The sequence below is a fragment of the Faecalicatena sp. genome, from assembly GCF_058819085.1.
This window is the reverse complement of sequence record NZ_JBZUUL010000032.1, coordinates 38,665-58,171: the sequence shown is the minus strand read 5'-3', so window position 1 is coordinate 58,171 and position 19,507 is coordinate 38,665. Positions and strand designations below refer to the sequence as shown.

Sequence of the window (19,507 nt, the reverse complement as noted above, 5' to 3'; positions counted from 1 at the left end):
CAAAAAATATATGAGGAGTGAAACGTCAATGGAGAAAAACAGAATTCGTCCCATCACAAACGGAAAAAGTTCACGCATGAGCTATTCCAGACAAAAAGAAGTATTAGAGATGCCGAATCTTATCGAAGTCCAGAAAGACTCATACCAGTGGTTTCTGGATGAAGGACTGAAAGAGGTATTTGACGATATTTCCCCGATCACTGACTTCAGTGGCCACTTAAGTCTGGAGTTTGTAGATTTTACACTTTGCGAGGATGATGTAAAGTATACCATCGAAGAGTGTAAAGAGCGTGATGCAACATACGCTGCGCCTTTGAAAGTAAGGGTCAGACTTTACAACAAAGACAACGATGAGATCAACGAACATGAAATATTTATGGGAGATCTTCCGATCATGACAAAGACCGGTACCTTTGTAATCAACGGTGCTGAGCGTGTCATCGTCAGCCAGCTGGTTCGTTCCCCTGGTATTTATTATGGAATTGCCCATGATAAATTAGGAAAAGAACTTTACTCAGCGACAGTCATTCCGAACCGTGGTGCTTGGCTGGAATATGAAACAGACTCCAATGACGTTTTTTATGTACGTGTAGATAGAACGAGAAAGGTACCGATCACAGTACTGATCCGTGCACTTGGTATCGGAACGAATGCAGAAATCATCGACCTCTTTGGTGAAGAGCCTAAGATCCTTGCAAGCTTTGGCAAAGATACAGCAGAGAATTACCAGGAAGGTCTTTTAGAGTTATATAAGAAGATACGACCGGGCGAACCACTTGCAGTGGACAGCGCAGAAAGCCTGATCACAAGTATGTTCTTCGACCCGAGACGTTATGACCTGGCGAAGGTTGGACGTTATAAGTTCAACAAGAAGCTGGCTTTAAAGAACCGTATCAAGGGACAGAGAGTCGCAGAGGATATCGTCAGCCCTCTGACAGGGGAAATCCTTGCAGAAAAAGGAACGACGATCACCAGAGAGCTTGCAGATGCGATCCAGAACTCAGCCGTACCATATCTGTGGGTAGAGGGCGAGGATGAGTCACGCAACATCAAGATCCTGTCCAATATGATGGTTGATCTGCAGGCAGTTGTAGATATCGATCCGAAGGAAGTCGGAGTGACAGAGCAGGTATACTACCCTGTACTTGCCGGACTTTTAGAAGAGTCAGCAGGGGATATCGAGGAATTGAAGTCCATGATCCGCAGAGATATCCATGATCTGATACCGAAGCATATTACAAAGGAAGATATTTTGGCTTCCATTAACTATAACATTCATCTGGAATATGGGATGGGCAATGATGATGACATTGACCATTTGGGCAACAGACGTATCCGTGCGGTCGGAGAGCTTCTCCAGAACCAGTACAGAATCGGTCTGTCCAGATTGGAAAGAGTTGTCCGCGAGAGAATGACAACACAGGATCAGGAAGGCATTTCACCGCAGTCACTGATCAACATCAAGCCGGTAACAGCAGCAGTCAAGGAGTTCTTCGGTTCTTCCCAGCTGTCACAGTTCATGGATCAGAACAACCCGCTTGGTGAGCTGACTCACAAGAGACGTCTTTCCGCATTGGGACCTGGTGGTCTGTCAAGAGACCGTGCCGGATTCGAGGTCCGGGACGTTCACTACTCCCATTACGGAAGAATGTGTCCGATCGAGACCCCTGAAGGTCCTAACATCGGTCTGATCAACTCCCTTGCTACTTATGCAAGGATTAATCAGTACGGATTTGTAGAGGCTCCGTACCGTAAGATCGATAAGACAAATCCGGAGAATCCGATCGTTACAGAAGAAGTTGTCTATATGACAGCCGATGAAGAAGATAATTATCATGTAGCACAGGCGAATGAGCCTCTGGATGAGGAAGGACACTTCATTCATAAGAATGTATCCGGTCGTTACCGCGAAGAGACTCAGGAATATGAGAGAAGCAAGTTCGATTATATGGACGTTTCTCCTAAGATGGTATTCTCTGTGGCTACAGCCCTGATTCCTTTCCTGGAGAATGACGATGCGAACCGTGCGCTGATGGGATCTAACATGCAGCGTCAGGCAGTGCCGCTTCTGACTACCGAAGCACCGGTTGTCGGAACAGGTATGGAAGTAAAGGCAGCAGTAGACTCCGGTGTCTGCATCGTTGCAGAAAAAGCCGGTGTGATCGAGCGTTCCACTTCAACCGACATCACGATCAAGCATGATGACGGAACGAAGAAGACTTATAAATTAACGAAATTCTTAAGAAGTAACCAGAGCAACTGTTACAACCAGAGACCGATCGTTGACAAGGGCGAGCGCGTTGAGGAAGGACAAGTAATTGCTGACGGTCCGTCTACCTCCAATGGAGAGATGGCACTCGGAAAGAACCCACTGATCGGTTTCATGACATGGGAAGGTTACAACTACGAGGATGCCGTACTGTTAAGTGAGAGACTGGTACAGGATGATGTATACACTTCTGTTCATATTGAAGAATATGAGGCAGAAGCACGTGATACAAAGCTCGGACCAGAAGAGATCACAAGAGATATCCCGGGTGTCGGCGATGATGCGCTCAAAGACCTGGATGAAAGAGGTATCATCCGCATCGGAGCTGAAGTCCGTGCAGGAGATATCCTGGTCGGCAAGGTTACTCCAAAGGGAGAGACAGAGCTGACAGCCGAGGAGAGACTGCTTCGTGCGATCTTCGGTGAAAAAGCACGTGAAGTAAGAGATACTTCCCTGAAAGTACCTCATGGTGAATATGGTATTGTTGTGGATGCGAAGGTATTTACAAGAGAGAACGGTGATGAGCTGTCTCCGGGAGTGAATCAGGCAGTCCGTATCTATATCGCTCAGAAGAGAAAGATCTCTGTAGGTGATAAGATGGCCGGACGTCATGGTAACAAGGGTGTTGTTTCCCGAGTGCTTCCTGTAGAAGATATGCCGTACCTGCCGAACGGACGTCCTCTGGACATCGTTTTAAACCCTCTGGGTGTGCCTTCCCGTATGAACATCGGACAGGTGCTCGAGATCCACTTAAGTCTTGCTGCAAAAGCATTAGGCTTCAACATCTCCACACCGGTCTTTGACGGTGCGAACGAGATCGACATCATGGATACCCTGGATCTGGCAAATGACTATGTCAACCTGGAATGGGAAGAATTCGCAGAGAAGCACGGCGACGAGCTTCTGCCGGAGGTATTACAGTATCTGTCTGACAATAGAGAGCACAGAAAGCTGTGGAAGGGAGTTCCGCTGTCCCGCGACGGTAAGGTCCGCTTAAGAGACGGACGTACCGGAGAGTTCTTCGACAGCCCGGTAACGATCGGACACATGCACTACCTGAAGCTGCATCACCTGGTAGACGATAAGATCCATGCGCGTTCAACAGGTCCTTACTCACTGGTTACACAGCAGCCGTTAGGTGGTAAGGCACAGTTTGGTGGACAGCGTTTCGGAGAGATGGAGGTTTGGGCACTGGAAGCATACGGTGCATCCTATACTCTGCAGGAGATCCTGACTGTGAAGTCAGATGATGTTGTCGGACGTGTGAAGACATACGAAGCGATCATCAAAGGTGAGAATATCCCTGAACCAGGTATTCCGGAGTCCTTCAAGGTACTTTTGAAAGAGCTTCAGTCACTGGCACTGGATGTACGCGTACTGCGCGATGACAATACAGAAGTTGAGATCATGGAAACTGTGGATTACGGCGAGACCGACCTGCACTCCATTATCGAAGGAGACAGAAGATACCGTGATGATAATGAGCCTCTCGGGGAGCATGGATTCACGGAACAGGAATTTGTTGGGGAAGAACTTGAGGATGTGGAACCTGAAGAAGATGAATTCGAAGAAGAGGTAGAACTTGAATTCGATGAATTTATGGATGACGAAGAATAGGAGGAGCCATTTATATGCCAACAAGTAACAATGAACAACAATACCAACCGTTAACTTTTGATGCGATCAAGATCGGGCTGGCTTCACCGGAAAAAATCATGGAGTGGTCAAGAGGTGAGGTTACCAAGCCGGAGACCATTAACTATAGAACACTGAAACCAGAGAAAGACGGACTTTTCTGCGAGCGTATTTTCGGACCAAGCAAGGACTGGGAATGCCACTGCGGCAAGTACAAGAAGATCCGTTATAAAGGAGTTGTCTGCGACAGATGTGGTGTTGAGGTCACAAAGGCCTCTGTACGCCGTGAGCGTATGGGACATATCGCGCTGGCAGCACCGGTTTCCCATATCTGGTACTTTAAGGGAATCCCGAGCCGTATGGGTCTGATCCTGGACATCTCTCCAAGAACACTGGAGAGAGTCCTGTACTTCGCTTCTTATATCGTACTCGATAAGGGCGAGACAGACTTACAGTACAAACAGGTGCTGTCCGAGGCTGAATACCAGGAGGCTAAGGAAAAATGGGGCTACCGCTCCTTCCGTGTAGGAATGGGTGCAGAAGCGATCCAGGAACTCTTACAGTCTATCGACCTGGAGAAGGAATATGCAGAGCTGCAGGGCGGACTTACCAATGCAACAGGCCAGAAGCGTGCAAGGATCGTGAAGCGCCTGGAAGTGGTAGAGGCATTCCGCGAGTCCGGCAATAAGCCGGAGTGGATGATCTTAAGTGCGATCCCTGTGATCCCGCCGGATCTGCGTCCTATGGTACAGCTGGATGGCGGACGTTTTGCAACATCCGACTTAAATGATTTGTACAGAAGAATTATCAATAGAAATAACCGTTTAAAGAGACTCCTTGAACTGGGAGCCCCGGATATCATCGTCCGCAACGAGAAGCGTATGCTTCAGGAAGCGGTAGATGCCCTGATCGACAACGGCCGCCGCGGCCGTCCGGTAACAGGACCTGGAAACAGAGCGTTAAAATCCCTTTCTGACATGCTGAAAGGTAAATCAGGACGTTTCCGTCAGAACCTGCTCGGAAAACGTGTTGACTACTCAGGACGTTCCGTTATCGTCGTTGGACCAGAGCTTAAGATCTACCAGTGCGGTCTGCCGAAAGAGATGGCGATCGAGCTGTTTAAGCCTTTCGTTATGAAGGAGCTGGTAGCCAACGGTACTGCACACAATATTAAGAATGCCAAGAAGATGGTTGAGAGATTACAGCCTGAGGTATGGGATGTGCTCGAGGAAGTCATCAAAGAGCATCCGGTTATGTTAAACCGTGCCCCCACGCTGCACAGACTTGGCATCCAGGCATTCGAGCCGATCCTGGTAGAGGGTAAGGCGATCAAGCTGCATCCATTGGTATGTACCGCTTACAATGCCGATTTCGATGGAGACCAGATGGCTGTCCATGTACCGCTGTCTGTAGAAGCACAGGCTGAGTGCCGTTTCTTACTGCTCTCACCAAACAACCTGTTGAAGCCGTCCGATGGTGGACCGGTAGCCGTTCCTTCACAGGATATGGTACTTGGTATCTATTATCTGACTCAGGAAAGACCGGGAGCTAAGGGAGAAGGCATGTTCTTCAAGAGCGTGAACGAGGCCATCTTAGCTTATGAGAATGGTTATGTAACACTGCACTCCAGGATCAAAGTCCGCGTGACAAAGACAATGCCTGACGGCACAGAGAAGACAGGTGTGATCGAGGCAACTGTGGGAAGACTTCTGTTCAATGAGATCATTCCGCAGGATTTAGGCTTTGTAGACCGTGAATCAGGAGACAATGACCTGGTACTGGAGATTGATTTCCACGTAGGCAAGAAGCAGTTAAAGCAGATCCTGGAAAAAGTAATCAATACTCACGGTGCAACACAGACCGCTGAGGTACTGGATAATGTAAAAGCGATCGGTTATAAGTTCTCTACGAGAGCAGCCATGACCGTTTCTATTTCCGATATGACCGTGCCGCCGCAGAAGCCGCAGATGATCGAGGAAGCTCAGAATACTGTTGACAGGATCACCAAGAACTACAAGCGTGGTCTGATCACAGAGGAAGAGCGTTACAAAGAGGTTGTTGAGACATGGAAGGCAACCGATGATAAGCTGACAGAGGCACTATTGTCCGGTCTGGATAAATACAACAACATCTTCATGATGGCTGATTCCGGAGCCCGTGGTTCCGATAAGCAGATCAAGCAGCTGGCAGGTATGCGTGGTTTGATGGCCGATACAACAGGACGTACCATCGAGCTGCCGATCAAGTCCAACTTCCGTGAAGGTCTGGACGTATTGGAGTACTTCATGTCTGCGCATGGAGCTCGTAAGGGTCTGTCTGATACGGCTCTTCGTACAGCCGATTCAGGATACCTGACAAGACGTCTTGTTGACGTATCCCAGGAGCTGATCATCCACGACAGTGACTGTGTGGAAGAAGGAAAAGAGATCCCGGGAATGTATGTCAAAGCATTCATGGACGGAAACGAAGAGATCGAGAGCCTACAGGAGCGTATCACAGGACGTTTCTCCTGCGAGGATATCAAAGATAAAGACGGTAATGTCCTTGTAAAAGCAAACCACATGATCACTCCGAGACGTGCGGAGAGAGTCATGAAAAAGGGTGTTGACGAGAAGGGCAATCCATTAGATAAAGTGAAGATCCGTACCATCCTTACATGTAAGTGTAAGAACGGTGTATGCTCCAAGTGTTATGGAGCCAACATGGCAACAGGTGAAGCTGTTCAGGTCGGCGAAGCTGTCGGAATCATTGCCGCACAGTCCATCGGTGAGCCTGGTACCCAGCTGACCATGCGTACGTTCCATACAGGTGGTGTTGCCGGTGACGATATCACACAGGGTCTTCCTCGTGTCGAGGAGCTTTTTGAGGCAAGAAAGCCGAAAGGTCTTGCCATCATCACTGAGTTTGCAGGAACTGCAACCATCAGCGACACAAAGAAGAAGCGTGAGATCATCGTAAGCAACAGCGAGACAGGCGAGTCCAAGGCATATCTGATCCCATACGGTTCCCGTATCAAGGTACAGGACGGTGCAGTATTAGAGGCCGGAGACGAGCTGACAGAAGGTAGTGTAAACCCGCATGATATCTTAAAGATCAAAGGCTTACGTGCCGTACAGGATTACATGATCCAGGAAGTACAGCGTGTATACCGTCTGCAGGGTGTTGAGATCAACGATAAGCATATCGAGGTCATCGTACGCCAGATGTTGAAGAAGATCCGCATTGAAGAGCGCGGTGATTCTGAATTCCTGCCGGGAACCATGGCGGATGTACTGGAATTCAATGAAGTGAATGAGCAGTTAGAAGCAGAAGGAAAAGAGCCTGCAACAGGCGAGCAGATCATGCTTGGTATTACCAAGGCATCCCTTGCGACAGATTCCTTCCTCTCAGCAGCTTCCTTCCAGGAGACGACCAAGGTACTGACAGAAGCAGCGATCAAGGGTAAGGTGGACCACCTGATCGGTCTGAAAGAAAACGTTATCATCGGTAAACATATTCCGGCTGGTACAGGTATGAGAAAGTACCGTGATGTAAAACTCAGCACGGAATTAGCAGTTGAGGATGAACCGGAATTCGAGGAAGAACCAGAGCTTGAAGAAGAACTGGTGCTTACAGAAGAATAAGAGATAGGTAAGACAGCAGTATGGCTGAGGGACCTTGTGTCCCTGGCTGTACTGCTGTTTTTATGTAAAAATCTTCGGAAGCTCTCCAGGGATTGTCGTGCCCCTAAGGGATATACGGTTCCCAAATAAACGCCCCCTCTTAAAAAGTATAAAATCACAGGAGAAACACTTGAAAAGTAAAAAGTTTTTAAGAAAAACAGGGACTTTCCTTGTGTTTCTGACTAGAATAAAGTATGATTAAACTAGCTAAATGAGGCAGGGGGCGGGCAAAGAAATGGTAAGTTTGAACAGGTCTTATCTGGCAATTAAGTCGGATGGGATTTACTATCTTCTTCCGCTGGAAGAAGTGGAACAGATCGTGGACGGGAGTCTGGAGACGGAGCAGGAATTCATTGAGTTTTCCCACATTACCGGTACAGCTCAAAGTGGCGGAAATGCCGGGTACCAGTATGGGATCCTTCTTCATCTTAGGCAGGATGCCACAAGTGGAACGGCCTTAAGCTTCGGGATCCTGACAGAAGAGATCGAAGGGATCCTTAAGGAAGCAGAGTCAGAAGAATTTATGCTGGATAAGCCTGTGATAAACTGTCAAAACCGATACATAAAGGCTGTGTGCAGGATACGGACGGAAGAACGGGAATATACAGGGTTCCTTTTGGATGCCGCACAGCTTTTTAAAGTGGTACGTCAAGACTGTGACAAGGAGGAGAAACACAGAGAACGAAAAGACAGTCACAGCTGCCGGGGAGAAAAGGCCCGGGGTAATGAGGGGGATGAAGACGCCCTGCAGTTTATCACCCTGGAACGGGACGGGGAGCTATTGTATGTGGATAAATCGGCAGTTGAAGCCGTTATCATGAAACCGGAGATTTTAAAGATACCCGGGATCGACAGCCGGATCCTTGGGATATCTTTCTATGAGAGAGAGCTGGTCACGTACTATGATCAGCTAGAAGAGGAAAAAGGGCCAGACTGGCTGCGTCAGCGGACAGTTTATGCCTGTGGAGTGTTATTTCGGACGCGGGAAGGGAATCTTGCAGGGCTGGCAGGAGATTCTACTGGAGAAACAGCATTTTCCACAGTTGATCTGGAAAATGTGATATCTATGGGAAGTGGGATTTGGGTGAGAAAACGTGATTAGGCTGACAGAACAGGAATTTTTAGATGTGGTGGAATATTTCCGTAGTCATTACGGGATCAATCTGAAGAATAAAAAGATATTGATCGAGTGCAGGATGACGAAAGAACTTGAGCGGTGCAAGGTGTCAAACTTTGGAGATTATCTGCGCCTGCTTAAGAAGGACAGTACAGGAGAGATCGCCGGAGGCATGGTGAACCGGCTTACGACAAACTATACATATTTCCTTAGAGAGCCTGCGCACTTTACGTTGCTGGAGGAGAAGATATTTCCCGAGCTGCTCGTGAAAAAAAGGTATGGGCCCTTATATATCTGGTGTGCCGGATGTGCTACGGGGGAAGAATGTTATACCCTGGCGATGTGTATGAATGAGTACCAGGAGAGAACGCAGGAGATGTTAAACGGCAGGATCATAGCCACGGATATTTCTGAGGAGGTTCTCGAGAAGGCACAAAAGGGAGTGTATCCCAAGCGGGAGATCGAGGATATCCCGGCAGCCTGGCAGCAGAAATACTGCAGAGAGGTAGATAAGAACAATTTTTGTGTGGCAGATGAGCTAAAGTATCCGATTAGATTCATGAAACACAATCTGATGCAGCCATTTAAGGAATCGGGAAAGTTCGATATCATATTCTGCAGGAATGTAATGATCTATTTTGACCGGTCTTCCAGGAAACAGCTGGTGTCAATGCTGGAAGAGAACTTGAATCCGGGGGGATATCTGTTGATCGGTCATGCGGAGCTTCTGGCAAGGGAAGAGACGAATCTGGAACAGGTGAATCAGGCCGTTTATAGAAAGCGGGAGAATGTATGACGGGCAGTCAGGACAAGCGGAAAGGGTAAGGTGGATGATGGAAGAAAAGATTATGTTAGTGGACGATGCGCTATTCATGCGGATGACGATACGCAAGACACTGGAAAAGAATGGATACTCAAATATATTGGAGGCAGCTGACGGGGAGACAGCCATACAGATGTACCATGATGAAAAGCCGGATCTGGTCCTTTTGGATATCACGATGCCTGGAAAGTCCGGGATCGATGTGCTGGAGGAGATCTTGGAATTTGATCCTAAGGCAAAGATCGTAATGTGTTCTGCGATCGGGCAGGAGATGATGATACAGAAAGCGATCGGATGCGGGGCGCTGGAATTCATTGTCAAGCCATTCAAACCCGAAGAGCTTCAAAAGATCGTAAAATATGTGCTGCAAAACTGATACAGATGAGAGGAAAATCAAATGAGAGAATATTTTAAAAACCTGAGAGTCGGAAAAAAACTAACGATTGCTTTCTTAGTAGTGATCGGGTTATATATGATAACAGTCCTTGTGTCTGTATTTAATATTAGTCAGCTGTCCCGTGAGATGGAGAAGATGAATAACGGTCCTTTTGCAAATGTAGAGAGTGCACATGATACCAGCGCGAATATACAGATTGTAGGAAAGAATCTCTCTCTTTTAGCATCCACAGAAAATGTGGTGAATGAAGCAAAGTATCTTGAGGATGCAAAAGCAGCAGCGGCAAAGGTCGAGGCAGGGCTGGCGGAACTGCAGGAGGGCTATGTAAGCGGGGAGGCGCAGGTAAAGGAGCTTTCAACGGAGTTTGTTGAATTGAAGGTGACCCGGGATAAGGTGATCAACTGCCTGGAGAAAAATGATAAAGCCGGGGCATTTCAAGCATATTTTAACGATTATGAACCGCAGTCACTTGAGGTGAGATCGCGTCTGGCTGATGTCATCAAAGCCTGCAATGAGGATGTTCAGAGCAGCCTGCGTGACACGGCACAGCTGCGCATGCAGATCATTATTTTCATTCTGGGTCTTTCGGTTATCTGCGTATTGTGTACTGTCGTGTTATGCATAGGAATCACCAGGAGTATTGTTACTCCTGTCAAGGAAGTGAAGAATGCTGCAAACCAAATTTCAAATGGAAAGCTGAGTATTGACCTTGATTATACCTCTAAGAATGAGTTTGGAAATCTGGCGGATGATATCCGGTCCACGGCAGAGACTCTGGATTCCTATGTCTCTGAGATTCAGAAGGCACTGCTTGCCCTGGGCAGCGGGAAGCTGAACTATGAAAATTCATTTCAGTTTAAAGGGGATTTCATCAGGATAGGTGAATCCATGGAGATGATCAGTAAGATGCTGAGAAATTCCATCCAGCAGATCAACAGCAGTGCGGAGCTGGTCTCCGGTGGAGCCGAACAGGTTTCTAATGGTGCTCAGGTCCTGGCACAGGGTGCTTCCCAGCAGGCAAGCTCCATCGAGGAGCTTGCGGCCAGCATCAATGAGATTGCCGAAAGTGTGGGGATGAACGCAGAGAATGCGGTAAGGTCCAGCGAACACGCAGAAAAGGTAGGAAACCAGATTCTTGAGAATAACAATCAGATGCACAAGCTCAAGGAAAGCATCCGGCAGATCCAGGATAATTCGAAAGAGATCACAGGAATTGTCAAGGAGATCGAAGACATTGCCTTCCAGACCAATATCCTGGCACTCAACGCATCCGTAGAGGCTGCAAGAGCCGGGGAGGCAGGAAAAGGCTTTGCAGTCGTGGCCGGCGAGGTGCGCAGGCTTGCTGCGAAGACCACAAGTGCATCGAAACTGACGGCACAGCTTGTCGAAAAGAATACGGAAGCTGTACGTGCAGGGTTTGAAGCGTCAGAGATGACGGCACGTACACTGCACGATTCAGTAGAAGGGGCACAGATGGTAAAAGAGATGATAAAGAATATCTCGGAGCTGTCAGAACAGCAGGCGGATGCGATCACTCAGATCAGGAAGAGCGTGGAATTGATATCCGATATTGTACAGGGGAATTCTGCTACGTCTGAGGAGAGTGCGGCAGCCAGTGAGGAGCTGTCAGCCCAGGCGCAGATCTTAAAAGAACTGGTGGAGCAGTTTGAGCTGTAGAGGCAGGAAAGAAGGATGCAGATGGAGAATTATGAAGAGTTGGATCATGTGGCAAAGGATATCTTAAAGGAGCTGGGGAACATCGGAACGGGAAATGCAGTCGCATCTCTTGCCCTTATGATGGAGCACCCGTTCCAGGTAGGAGTACCTGAGGTCCGGTTTGTGAGATACCAGGATGTTTTCAAGGAATTGGATATTCACGAGGATATTCAGGCAGGGATCATGATCCGGGTATTCGGAGAGCTGGAAGGAATCTTTTTGTTTTTGATGGACGAGGCATTCACCCGCGCTGTACTGGACCGGATGCTGGAAGAGAAGGTAAGGAACCTGACTTCTCTGGATGAGATGGAGCTGTCCGTTTTGAGCGAACTTGGAAATATCATGTGCGGCTCTTACATTCGTGCACTGTCCCAGGTAACGGGGATGGAGACGGATGTATCGGTGCCGGATATGTGTATCGATATGGGCGGTGCGATCCTGGGAGTACCTTTATCCAGACATATCCGAGTGAGTGATGATGTACTTCTGATCGAAAATATATTTCGTATGGGAGAAGCTTCCTTTGTGGGCAGAATCCTGTTCTGGCCGGAACTGGAATCCATGTCGGCAATGCTTCATAAGCTCAGGGAGTGATCTATGGAAAAGATAGTGGTGGGAATTGCCGAGGGAAAGACGGCCATACGTGGACAGGCGCTGATATCCTATGCTCTGGGGTCATGCGTAGGTGTATGCCTGTACGATACAAAGAATAAAATAGCAGCAATGGCCCATGTCATTCTGCCGGACAGACAACACTCTGTGAACCGGGAGAATGCATATAAGTTCGCGGTGGAGGGAACACATGAGCTTGTAAGACAGATCTGCAGAAAAGGCGCCGAGAAGAGATATCTGACTGCTAAGATCGCCGGGGGTGCCAAGATGTTCAGTACAGCTGAACAGAACTGGAACATTGGTTATTGGAATGTCAAAAATGTGAAGCAGACGCTGGCAGAAGAAGGAATACGGCTTGTGGGAGAAGATACAGGAGGCAGTCATGGCAGAACGATCACATTTCTGTCAGAGGACGGTACATTGGAGATCAGATCTGTGAGGCAGGCAGTCGTTTATTTGTAAGGGCAGCAGGGCTTTGGATATAGATACATTAGATGGAGGGATTATCATGGAAACGGAAAGTAAGCAAATTGTAATGGCGGTCGATGACAGCCTGATGGTCTGTCAGCAGATCCGGGCGGCGCTTGAGGAGACACCGTTCTTCCTGTGTGAGGCGCACACAGGGGAAGAAGCCCTGGAAAAGATCGAACGGTATCAGCCGGATCTGATCCTTTTGGATGTGGTGCTCCCGGATAGGGACGGGTTTCATTTATTTGAGGATTTAAAGACGAAAGACCAGAATAATGCCTCCATACTTTTTCTGACATCCAAAGATACAGATGATGATGTGGTAAAAGGTTTTGAAGTGGGTGCCTGTGATTATATCAAGAAGCCCTTTTCGAAAAGTGAGCTGAGATCACGGGTAGTGACCCATCTGCAGCTTAAAAAGCAGAAGGATGAGTTGAACAGGATGAATCTGGAACTTAAGTCCAACATGGACAGACTGAACGAGCTTGCTTTTCGGGACGGACTTACAGGCCTGTATAACAGAAGGTATGTTGTAGGTGACCTGCTGGATGATATCAAAGGCAGCCGGGTGGAGGAAAAGAAGAATGTTGTGATCCTGGCCGATATCGATGATTTCAAATCGGTAAACGATACCTATGGGCATGAGGCAGGGGATATGGCACTGGTATGTATAGCCAGTATCATGGAAGCCCACTGCAGGATGCACAGAGTGGTGCGCTGGGGCGGCGAGGAATTCCTGATTATACTGTTTAATGTAACAGAGAGTGAAGCCTTTGAGATCAGCGAGTCGATCAGACAAGATGTAGAGCAGTTCAAGATTATAAATAAAGCAGATGAATTCTCATGTACCCTGACTCTTGGCCTGCATGTGTATGGGCAGCAGGAAGGGATCGAGGAGTGTATTGCATGTGCAGATAAGGCGCTGTATTACGGGAAGAGACATGGCAAGAACCGCAGCGTATGGTATGAAAGCATAGAACAGACGGAGTGGGAAAATGGGATACTTTGATGCAGATGCACAGGAAATGTTGGAAGTGTATTTATTAGAGGCAAGGCAGTTATGTGAACAGCTCAGTGGAGTTCTTCTTGATGCGGAAAAAAATAATGCATTCACTGAGGGAGAGATCCATAATGTTTTCCGGGTCATGCATACCTTGAAGAGCTCTTCTGCGATGATGGGGTTAAAGAATCTTTCTCTGCTGGCACATAAGATGGAGGATCTGTTTTCCTATTTCCGGGAACAGGGCGGGGGTGTGGAAGCTGCCCAGCCGGAGATATTCGATCTGCTCTATAAATTCTTAGATTACATCGAGGATGAGATGAAGCGGATGCCCGATGGAGATTATGAGCCTGGTGATACTTCGCTTATGCTGGAGGATGCCAGAAGATATCTGAACCATGCGGAAAGGAAGAAGGAGTCCGAAAAGCAGGCTGAGCTTCCTGAGGAAGACAAAACATGGAATCCGCCACCGGAAATGCTGGCAAAGCCGGGGAGTGTTGTCAGGGTGAGATTCGAGGAAGGCTGCCGGATGGAACATCTCAGGGCATTCATGCTGATTCGCCAGGTGAAGGGGATGTGTACGGAAATAGAGACATATCCAAAGGACTTGGAACATGCCCAGGATCAAGCGGAGGAGATCGGGGAATATGGGATTTTTGTCCGCTTTGAGAGTGAACGTAAAGACGAAGTCCTTACTGCCTTAAGCCAGGGGCTGTTTGTAGAAAGCTGCGAGAAGATACAGGATAAGTCCGGGAAAGAGGAAACAGAACCGGAGGTGAAGGAGAAAGGGCCAAAGCCTGCGCAGGCATCTGTGAATCCAGATACGGAGTTTTTGAGTGTGCGCAGTGACAGGCTTGACCGGCTCCAGAATCTTGCCCGTGAGATGATCATCCAGATCATGACATTGGAGATGCAGCTGGAAGAAAACGGGATGAATGAAATCAAAGAAGGAACTGCCCATCAGATCAACCGTCTGATCGGAGATGTGGAACACACGGTCATGGAGATGCGCATGGTGCCGGTTGAACGGATCGTACCGAAGCTGCGCAGGATACTTCGTGATATCTGTAGAGACGAGGATAAAGAGGTTGACCTTGAGGTGAGCTGTGGAGACATCGAGGCAGATAAAAGTGTAGTGGAATATGTCTCAGAGGCTCTTCTGCATCTGATCAGGAATGCAGTGGATCATGGGATCGAATCACCTCAGGAGAGGATTGCCGCAGGAAAGCCCCGGAAGGGAAAGATCAAGTTTACAGTAGAAAGTACGGTCGGCGAGGTTCTGATCACCATATCGGATGACGGCAGAGGTCTGAATAGTGATAAGATCCTGTCAAAGATCAAGGCTATGGGCTTAATGACAAAGCCGCAGGAGGAATACACAAGAGCAGAAATCCTGAATATGATCCTGCAGCCCGGATTTACCACGAAGGAAGTGGTGACTGAGTATTCAGGACGCGGCGTCGGTCTGGACGTGGTTAAAAATGTTTTGGAAAATGCAGGCGGCAATCTCTACATCGACAGTGAGAAGGGGCGGGGGACTACCTTTACACTGGTCGTGCCTCTGACCCTGGCAACGATGGAGTGTATCCGCTTCCGTGTGGAGGATTACCGTTTTTCTATTCCTGCAAGATATGTGTACCGCTTCTTAGAATATAAGGAGGAGATTCCGGAGATTCGTGAGATCAATGGACGCACATATATCTTGTACGAAGAGCGGATGGTGCCTCTGATCGATCTGAGGAAGTTCTACCATATCGGGGGAACAACGCCGGAGGATGCAACGATCATCTATGCAAGGGGAACGGATAAAGAGGGCTGTATTCTGGCGGATTCCCTGTATGAGCAGAAGCGGATCGTGTTAAAACAGCTGCCATCCCTGTTCGGAGTAGATTTCAGGCGCAAGACGGGGGTCAGTGGAATGAGTATCATGGGGACAGGAAGGATCTGCACGGCACTGGATCTGGAGATTATGTTCCGGTTATATGAAAGAGGGAACGGATGGGAATAGATGATGTTTATGATTTGCTTTGTATGAAGGGGGAGGACAAAAGCTATGCCTTTGAATTCTCCGCGGTGAAAGAATTGTGTCCGGAACTGCAGATTTCGAAGGTCCCCTGTCTGCCGCCGTATTTTGCCGGGGTGTGCAATTATAAGGGGGAGATCGTACCGGTCCTGGCCCTGAATAAGGATGCTTATATTGACAAGAGGAAGATCACGATCATCTTTGGAAATCAGGAGTACTTGATTGGGATCTTATGCTATGGTGAACCTTATATCCTGAGCACAGAGTCGTGTAAAGAGATCCAAAGTCCTGATCTTGAGGACGAGATGGGGATGTGGGCGGAGAAAAGACTGATCCAGTCAGGGGATGAGATACTGACAGTGCTGGATATGGAGAAGATCATATGTAATCTTGCGGATTACTTTAAAGGGGAATATTTGCGGAGTTAGGAGGAAAGGCGCACCAAAGAGGATGCGCCTTTTTGACTGTAAAGAAAAGCACTGCAGTATCTGCATATAAGAGTCAGACCGGCAGGGGAATGTTATACTTTATAAGACGCCTCATAAGACGTATATGCAAATAGCCAGAGAGGTATTTCACCAGTTTCGTATTTGTGGTACAATCTATATAAAAGTTGTCCTGCATACACAAAGTATAAAGAATTGAAGACAGGACAGTACATGAACAGGAAGGAAAGCTATGAACGAGGAACGAGTGCCAAAGTATTATCAGTTAAAAAAGGCGATCATTCATAAGATCGAGATGGAGGAATACACACCCGACGGTCCCATCCCGAGTGAACGCGAACTCATGGAGCAGTACCAGGTCAGCCGTATTACGGTCCGTAAGGCAATCGATGAGTTAGTGGTAGAGGGATATCTGTATAAGGTCCAGGGGAAGGGGACTTATGTGAAGACGGACGAGAAGAGTAATGATTTATTTTCGCTTGTCAGCTGCACCCAGGCGGTGCGCAGCATGGGAATGACACCGACAAAGCAGGTGATCGTTTCGCAGATCCTGACGGCGGATAAGAAGAGGGCAAAGGCGTTGAATCTGACGGATACAGACCAGGTCTTCCAGCTGGGGAGGGTCCTTTATGCCAACGGAGAACCGCTCAATTACACACTGGCTTATCTGCCGTTAAAGCTGTTTCCGGGTATTGAGAAGCACCAGTTTGACATTGAGTCTTTGTATCAGGTATTGGGGGAAGAATATCATGTGAATATTACAAAGGCAAGAAGAACAGTAGAGGCAGTGCTTGTGGAGGATGAGATCGCAGAATATCTGGATATAGAACCGGGAATGCCGGTGATCTTATTCGGATGTACCACCTATGGAGAGGTGAATGGGCAGGAGCTGCCGATCGAGAATTTTAAGTGCTATTACAGGACAGATAAGTATAAGTTTTATATTGACCAGGTGGCAGACTAGATATGGACCGGGCAGCAGACAGACGCTCCGGTACGAGGAACAGAACAGAGAGAGGGATTTCAGACAGAAGTCCGTCTCTCTGTTTTTTGTATGATATAGAAAACGTTTCTGGAATTTTCTATACTATAAATCTCTCCGGGGGCTTGCCCACTTTGTTTTTTGTCTTATCAGGGAAGCAGAAAAACGGAATCAGAATCCCAGTTCTAAAAAATAGTATCCGGCAGAATTCACAAATTATTATCGTAAAATATGTGAAAATAAACAAAAATGAATTTGACAAATAAAAAAACTTGTTAAAACTGTTGACTTTTGAAAAGTTTGGATTATTATATAAGTACAACTGGTTATGACGACATAACGACATGATGAGTAGAAGAAAAAAGGGGGAAATGAATGGACGAAGAACGTGTACCAAAGTATTTTGCTCTCAAACGTGAACTGATCCGGAAGATCGAGGAGGAAGCGTTTGAACCTGACTGTCCCATCCCCAGTGAGCGTGAACTGATGGAACAGTATCAGGTCAGCCGGATCACGGTGAGGAGGGCCATCGATGAATTAGTGGCAGGAGGATACTTATACAAAGTCCAGGGGAAAGGAACCTATGTAAAAAGCGATGATTACAGCCAGAACCTGTTTGCGATCACAAGCTGTACGGATGATGTGATCAGACTGGGAAGAAATCCTTCCAAAAAGGTGACAGTCAGTGAGATCGTCCCCGCCGATGCAAAGAGGGCAAGGCTTTTGAACACCGCGGTGGGGGACGAGCTGTACCTCCTGGAACGGATCACCATGGCTGACGGAGAACCCTTGAATTATACGATCACCTATCTGCCCCGCAGACTGTTTCCGGGAATTGAGAAATATGATTTCAATGTCCAGTCGCTTTATGATCTTCTTGCAGAGAGGTATGGGGTCAGATTTGCAAAGTCAAGAAGGACCATAGAAGCAGTTTTAGCAGAGGAGGAGATATCAGAGTACTTAGATATTGACGAACAGATGCCGGTGATTTTATTCGAGAGTACAACGTATGGCATTGTACAGGGCCGGGAGCTGCCGATTGAAAGCTTCAAATGTTACTATCGGACGGATCAATATAAGTTTTATATTGAGCAGGTCAAATAAAGAAAGTGAAAGAACAAGGAGGAGCATTATGAAAAGAAGCAGAAAAGTTTTGAGTGTGTTGTTGGCAGCGGCTATGACAGTAGGATGTCTGACAGCCTGCGGCGGAGGAAGCAAGGACGAAAGAAGTGCTGATTCCGGGAAAAAGGCGGACGCAAAGATCGCCATCGTATGTGATTCGGCAGGACAAAACGACAACGGATACAACCAGACCGCAGTAGAGGGGGCTAAGAAAGCAGCGGACGAGCTTGGTGTGGAATATAAAGTCGTAGAGCCGACAAACGGAGTCCCGGCAGCCCTGGAGACTCTGGCAGAGGATGGTTACAACGTGATCTTCAACCTGGAATATGATTTTGATGCCCTGATCAAAGGCGTAGGCGGTTCCCAGCCGATCGCTGAGATGTATCCGGATACCACATTCGTATGTGTCAATGACAATCCGAACCAGGATGAAAACGGAAAAGTGATCCATGATAATGTCATCTGTGCATTGTTTGACGTGCATGAGGCTTCCTATATTGCAGGGGCACTCGGCGTACAGGTATTAGAGAATAAGGATGTCTTATTCCCGGCTGAGAACTACAAGTTCACGGATCTGGATAAGGGCGGACGTGCAATCGGATTTGTAGGCGGAACCAATTCCAACGGAATCACCGTATTCTCTTACGGTTTTGTGGAAGGAATCAACAAGGCAGCTGAAGATCTGGGTGTAAACTATGATTACTATGCAAAATATGATGCAGGCTTCTCAGATCCTGCAACAGGAAGCACCATCGCAGGAACCTATTACAATCAGGGTGCAAACCTGGTATATGCAGTGGCAGGAAGTGTGGGAGACGGTGTTGCGTCCAAAGCAAAAGAGGAAGGCAAGCTGGCGATCCATGTTGATGCCAATAAAGACGATATGCAGCCGGGGCATATTCTGACAAGTGTCATCAAAAATACCTCTGTTCCGGTATTTGACATCACAAAGGCATATGTAGACGGCAAGATCAATGATATTGACAGACTGCAGACCTTCTCACTGGCATCAGGGGCTACCGATATCACAGACCTGACACAGATCAAGAATGCACTGGCTAAGACAGATGAAGCACAGGCAAAATGGGATGAGATCATGACATATATTGATGACCTGAAAGCGCAGATCGCAGATGGAACGATCAAGGTAACGAATGCACAGGTTGGGGAAGAATTTGACCCGGCTGCATGTAAAAATGTAACGATCAAGTAGACGAATCAGAAACGAGGGTATA

The 19,507-nt window shown here is 47.7% G+C and carries 14 protein-coding genes; all 14 read left to right on the top strand.

From position 1 onward, the window contains the following. The first annotated feature begins 28 nt into the window (after positions 1–28). Positions 29–3,886, top strand: a complete 3,858-nt coding sequence (rpoB, locus tag AC4OGX_RS15565; protein ID WP_493331526.1) for a DNA-directed RNA polymerase subunit beta — start codon at positions 29–31, stop codon at positions 3,884–3,886. Positions 3,887–3,900: 14 nt separating this feature from the next. Next, entirely contained in the window at positions 3,901–7,527 is a 3,627-nt protein-coding gene (gene rpoC, locus AC4OGX_RS15560) for a DNA-directed RNA polymerase subunit beta' (protein ID WP_493331525.1), read from the top strand. Between the two features lie 274 nt (positions 7,528–7,801). After that, positions 7,802–8,668 carry a hypothetical protein gene (locus AC4OGX_RS15555; protein WP_493331524.1) on the top strand — a complete coding sequence of 289 codons (867 nt, stop codon included), beginning with the start codon at positions 7,802–7,804 and terminating at the stop codon, positions 8,666–8,668. Then, positions 8,661–9,479, top strand: a complete 819-nt coding sequence (locus AC4OGX_RS15550; RefSeq protein WP_493331523.1) for a CheR family methyltransferase — start codon at positions 8,661–8,663, stop codon at positions 9,477–9,479. Before AC4OGX_RS15555 ends, AC4OGX_RS15550 begins: the two co-directional genes overlap by 8 nt. A gap of 37 nt (positions 9,480–9,516) precedes the next feature. After that, on the top strand, positions 9,517–9,882 hold the full coding sequence (locus tag AC4OGX_RS15545; RefSeq protein ID WP_493331542.1) for a response regulator: 366 nt from the start codon (positions 9,517–9,519) through the stop codon (positions 9,880–9,882). A gap of 21 nt (positions 9,883–9,903) precedes the next feature. Beyond that, the gene (locus AC4OGX_RS15540) at positions 9,904–11,580 is read left to right on the top strand and encodes a methyl-accepting chemotaxis protein (RefSeq protein WP_493331522.1); all 1,677 of its coding nucleotides are present in this window, start codon (positions 9,904–9,906) and stop codon (positions 11,578–11,580) included. 21 nt (positions 11,581–11,601) lie between these two features. Then, complete coding sequence (locus tag AC4OGX_RS15535) at positions 11,602–12,213, top strand: chemotaxis protein CheC (protein WP_493331521.1); 612 nt, start codon at positions 11,602–11,604, stop codon at positions 12,211–12,213. 3 nt (positions 12,214–12,216) lie between these two features. Then, positions 12,217–12,693 carry a chemotaxis protein CheD gene (locus AC4OGX_RS15530; protein WP_493331520.1) on the top strand — a complete coding sequence of 159 codons (477 nt, stop codon included), beginning with the start codon at positions 12,217–12,219 and terminating at the stop codon, positions 12,691–12,693. Between the two features lie 46 nt (positions 12,694–12,739). Further along, on the top strand, positions 12,740–13,708 hold the full coding sequence (locus tag AC4OGX_RS15525) for a diguanylate cyclase (RefSeq protein ID WP_493331519.1): 969 nt from the start codon (positions 12,740–12,742) through the stop codon (positions 13,706–13,708). Continuing rightward, positions 13,695–15,707: an ATP-binding protein gene (locus AC4OGX_RS15520; protein WP_493331518.1), complete on the top strand. Its 2,013-nt coding sequence runs from the start codon at positions 13,695–13,697 to the stop codon at positions 15,705–15,707. The genes AC4OGX_RS15525 and AC4OGX_RS15520 overlap by 14 nt, the downstream gene beginning before the upstream one ends. Next, positions 15,698–16,150, top strand: coding sequence for a chemotaxis protein CheW (locus AC4OGX_RS15515; protein ID WP_493331517.1), 453 nt, complete (start codon positions 15,698–15,700; stop codon positions 16,148–16,150). Before AC4OGX_RS15520 ends, AC4OGX_RS15515 begins: the two co-directional genes overlap by 10 nt. Positions 16,151–16,400: 250 nt before the next feature. Next, complete coding sequence (locus AC4OGX_RS15510; RefSeq protein ID WP_493331516.1) at positions 16,401–17,132, top strand: GntR family transcriptional regulator; 732 nt, start codon at positions 16,401–16,403, stop codon at positions 17,130–17,132. Between the two features lie 393 nt (positions 17,133–17,525). Continuing rightward, positions 17,526–18,254, top strand: a complete 729-nt coding sequence (locus tag AC4OGX_RS15505; RefSeq protein ID WP_493331515.1) for a GntR family transcriptional regulator — start codon at positions 17,526–17,528, stop codon at positions 18,252–18,254. 28 nt (positions 18,255–18,282) lie between these two features. Then, complete coding sequence (locus tag AC4OGX_RS15500; RefSeq protein ID WP_493331514.1) at positions 18,283–19,485, top strand: BMP family lipoprotein; 1,203 nt, start codon at positions 18,283–18,285, stop codon at positions 19,483–19,485. The last annotated feature ends 22 nt before the right edge of the window (positions 19,486–19,507 follow it).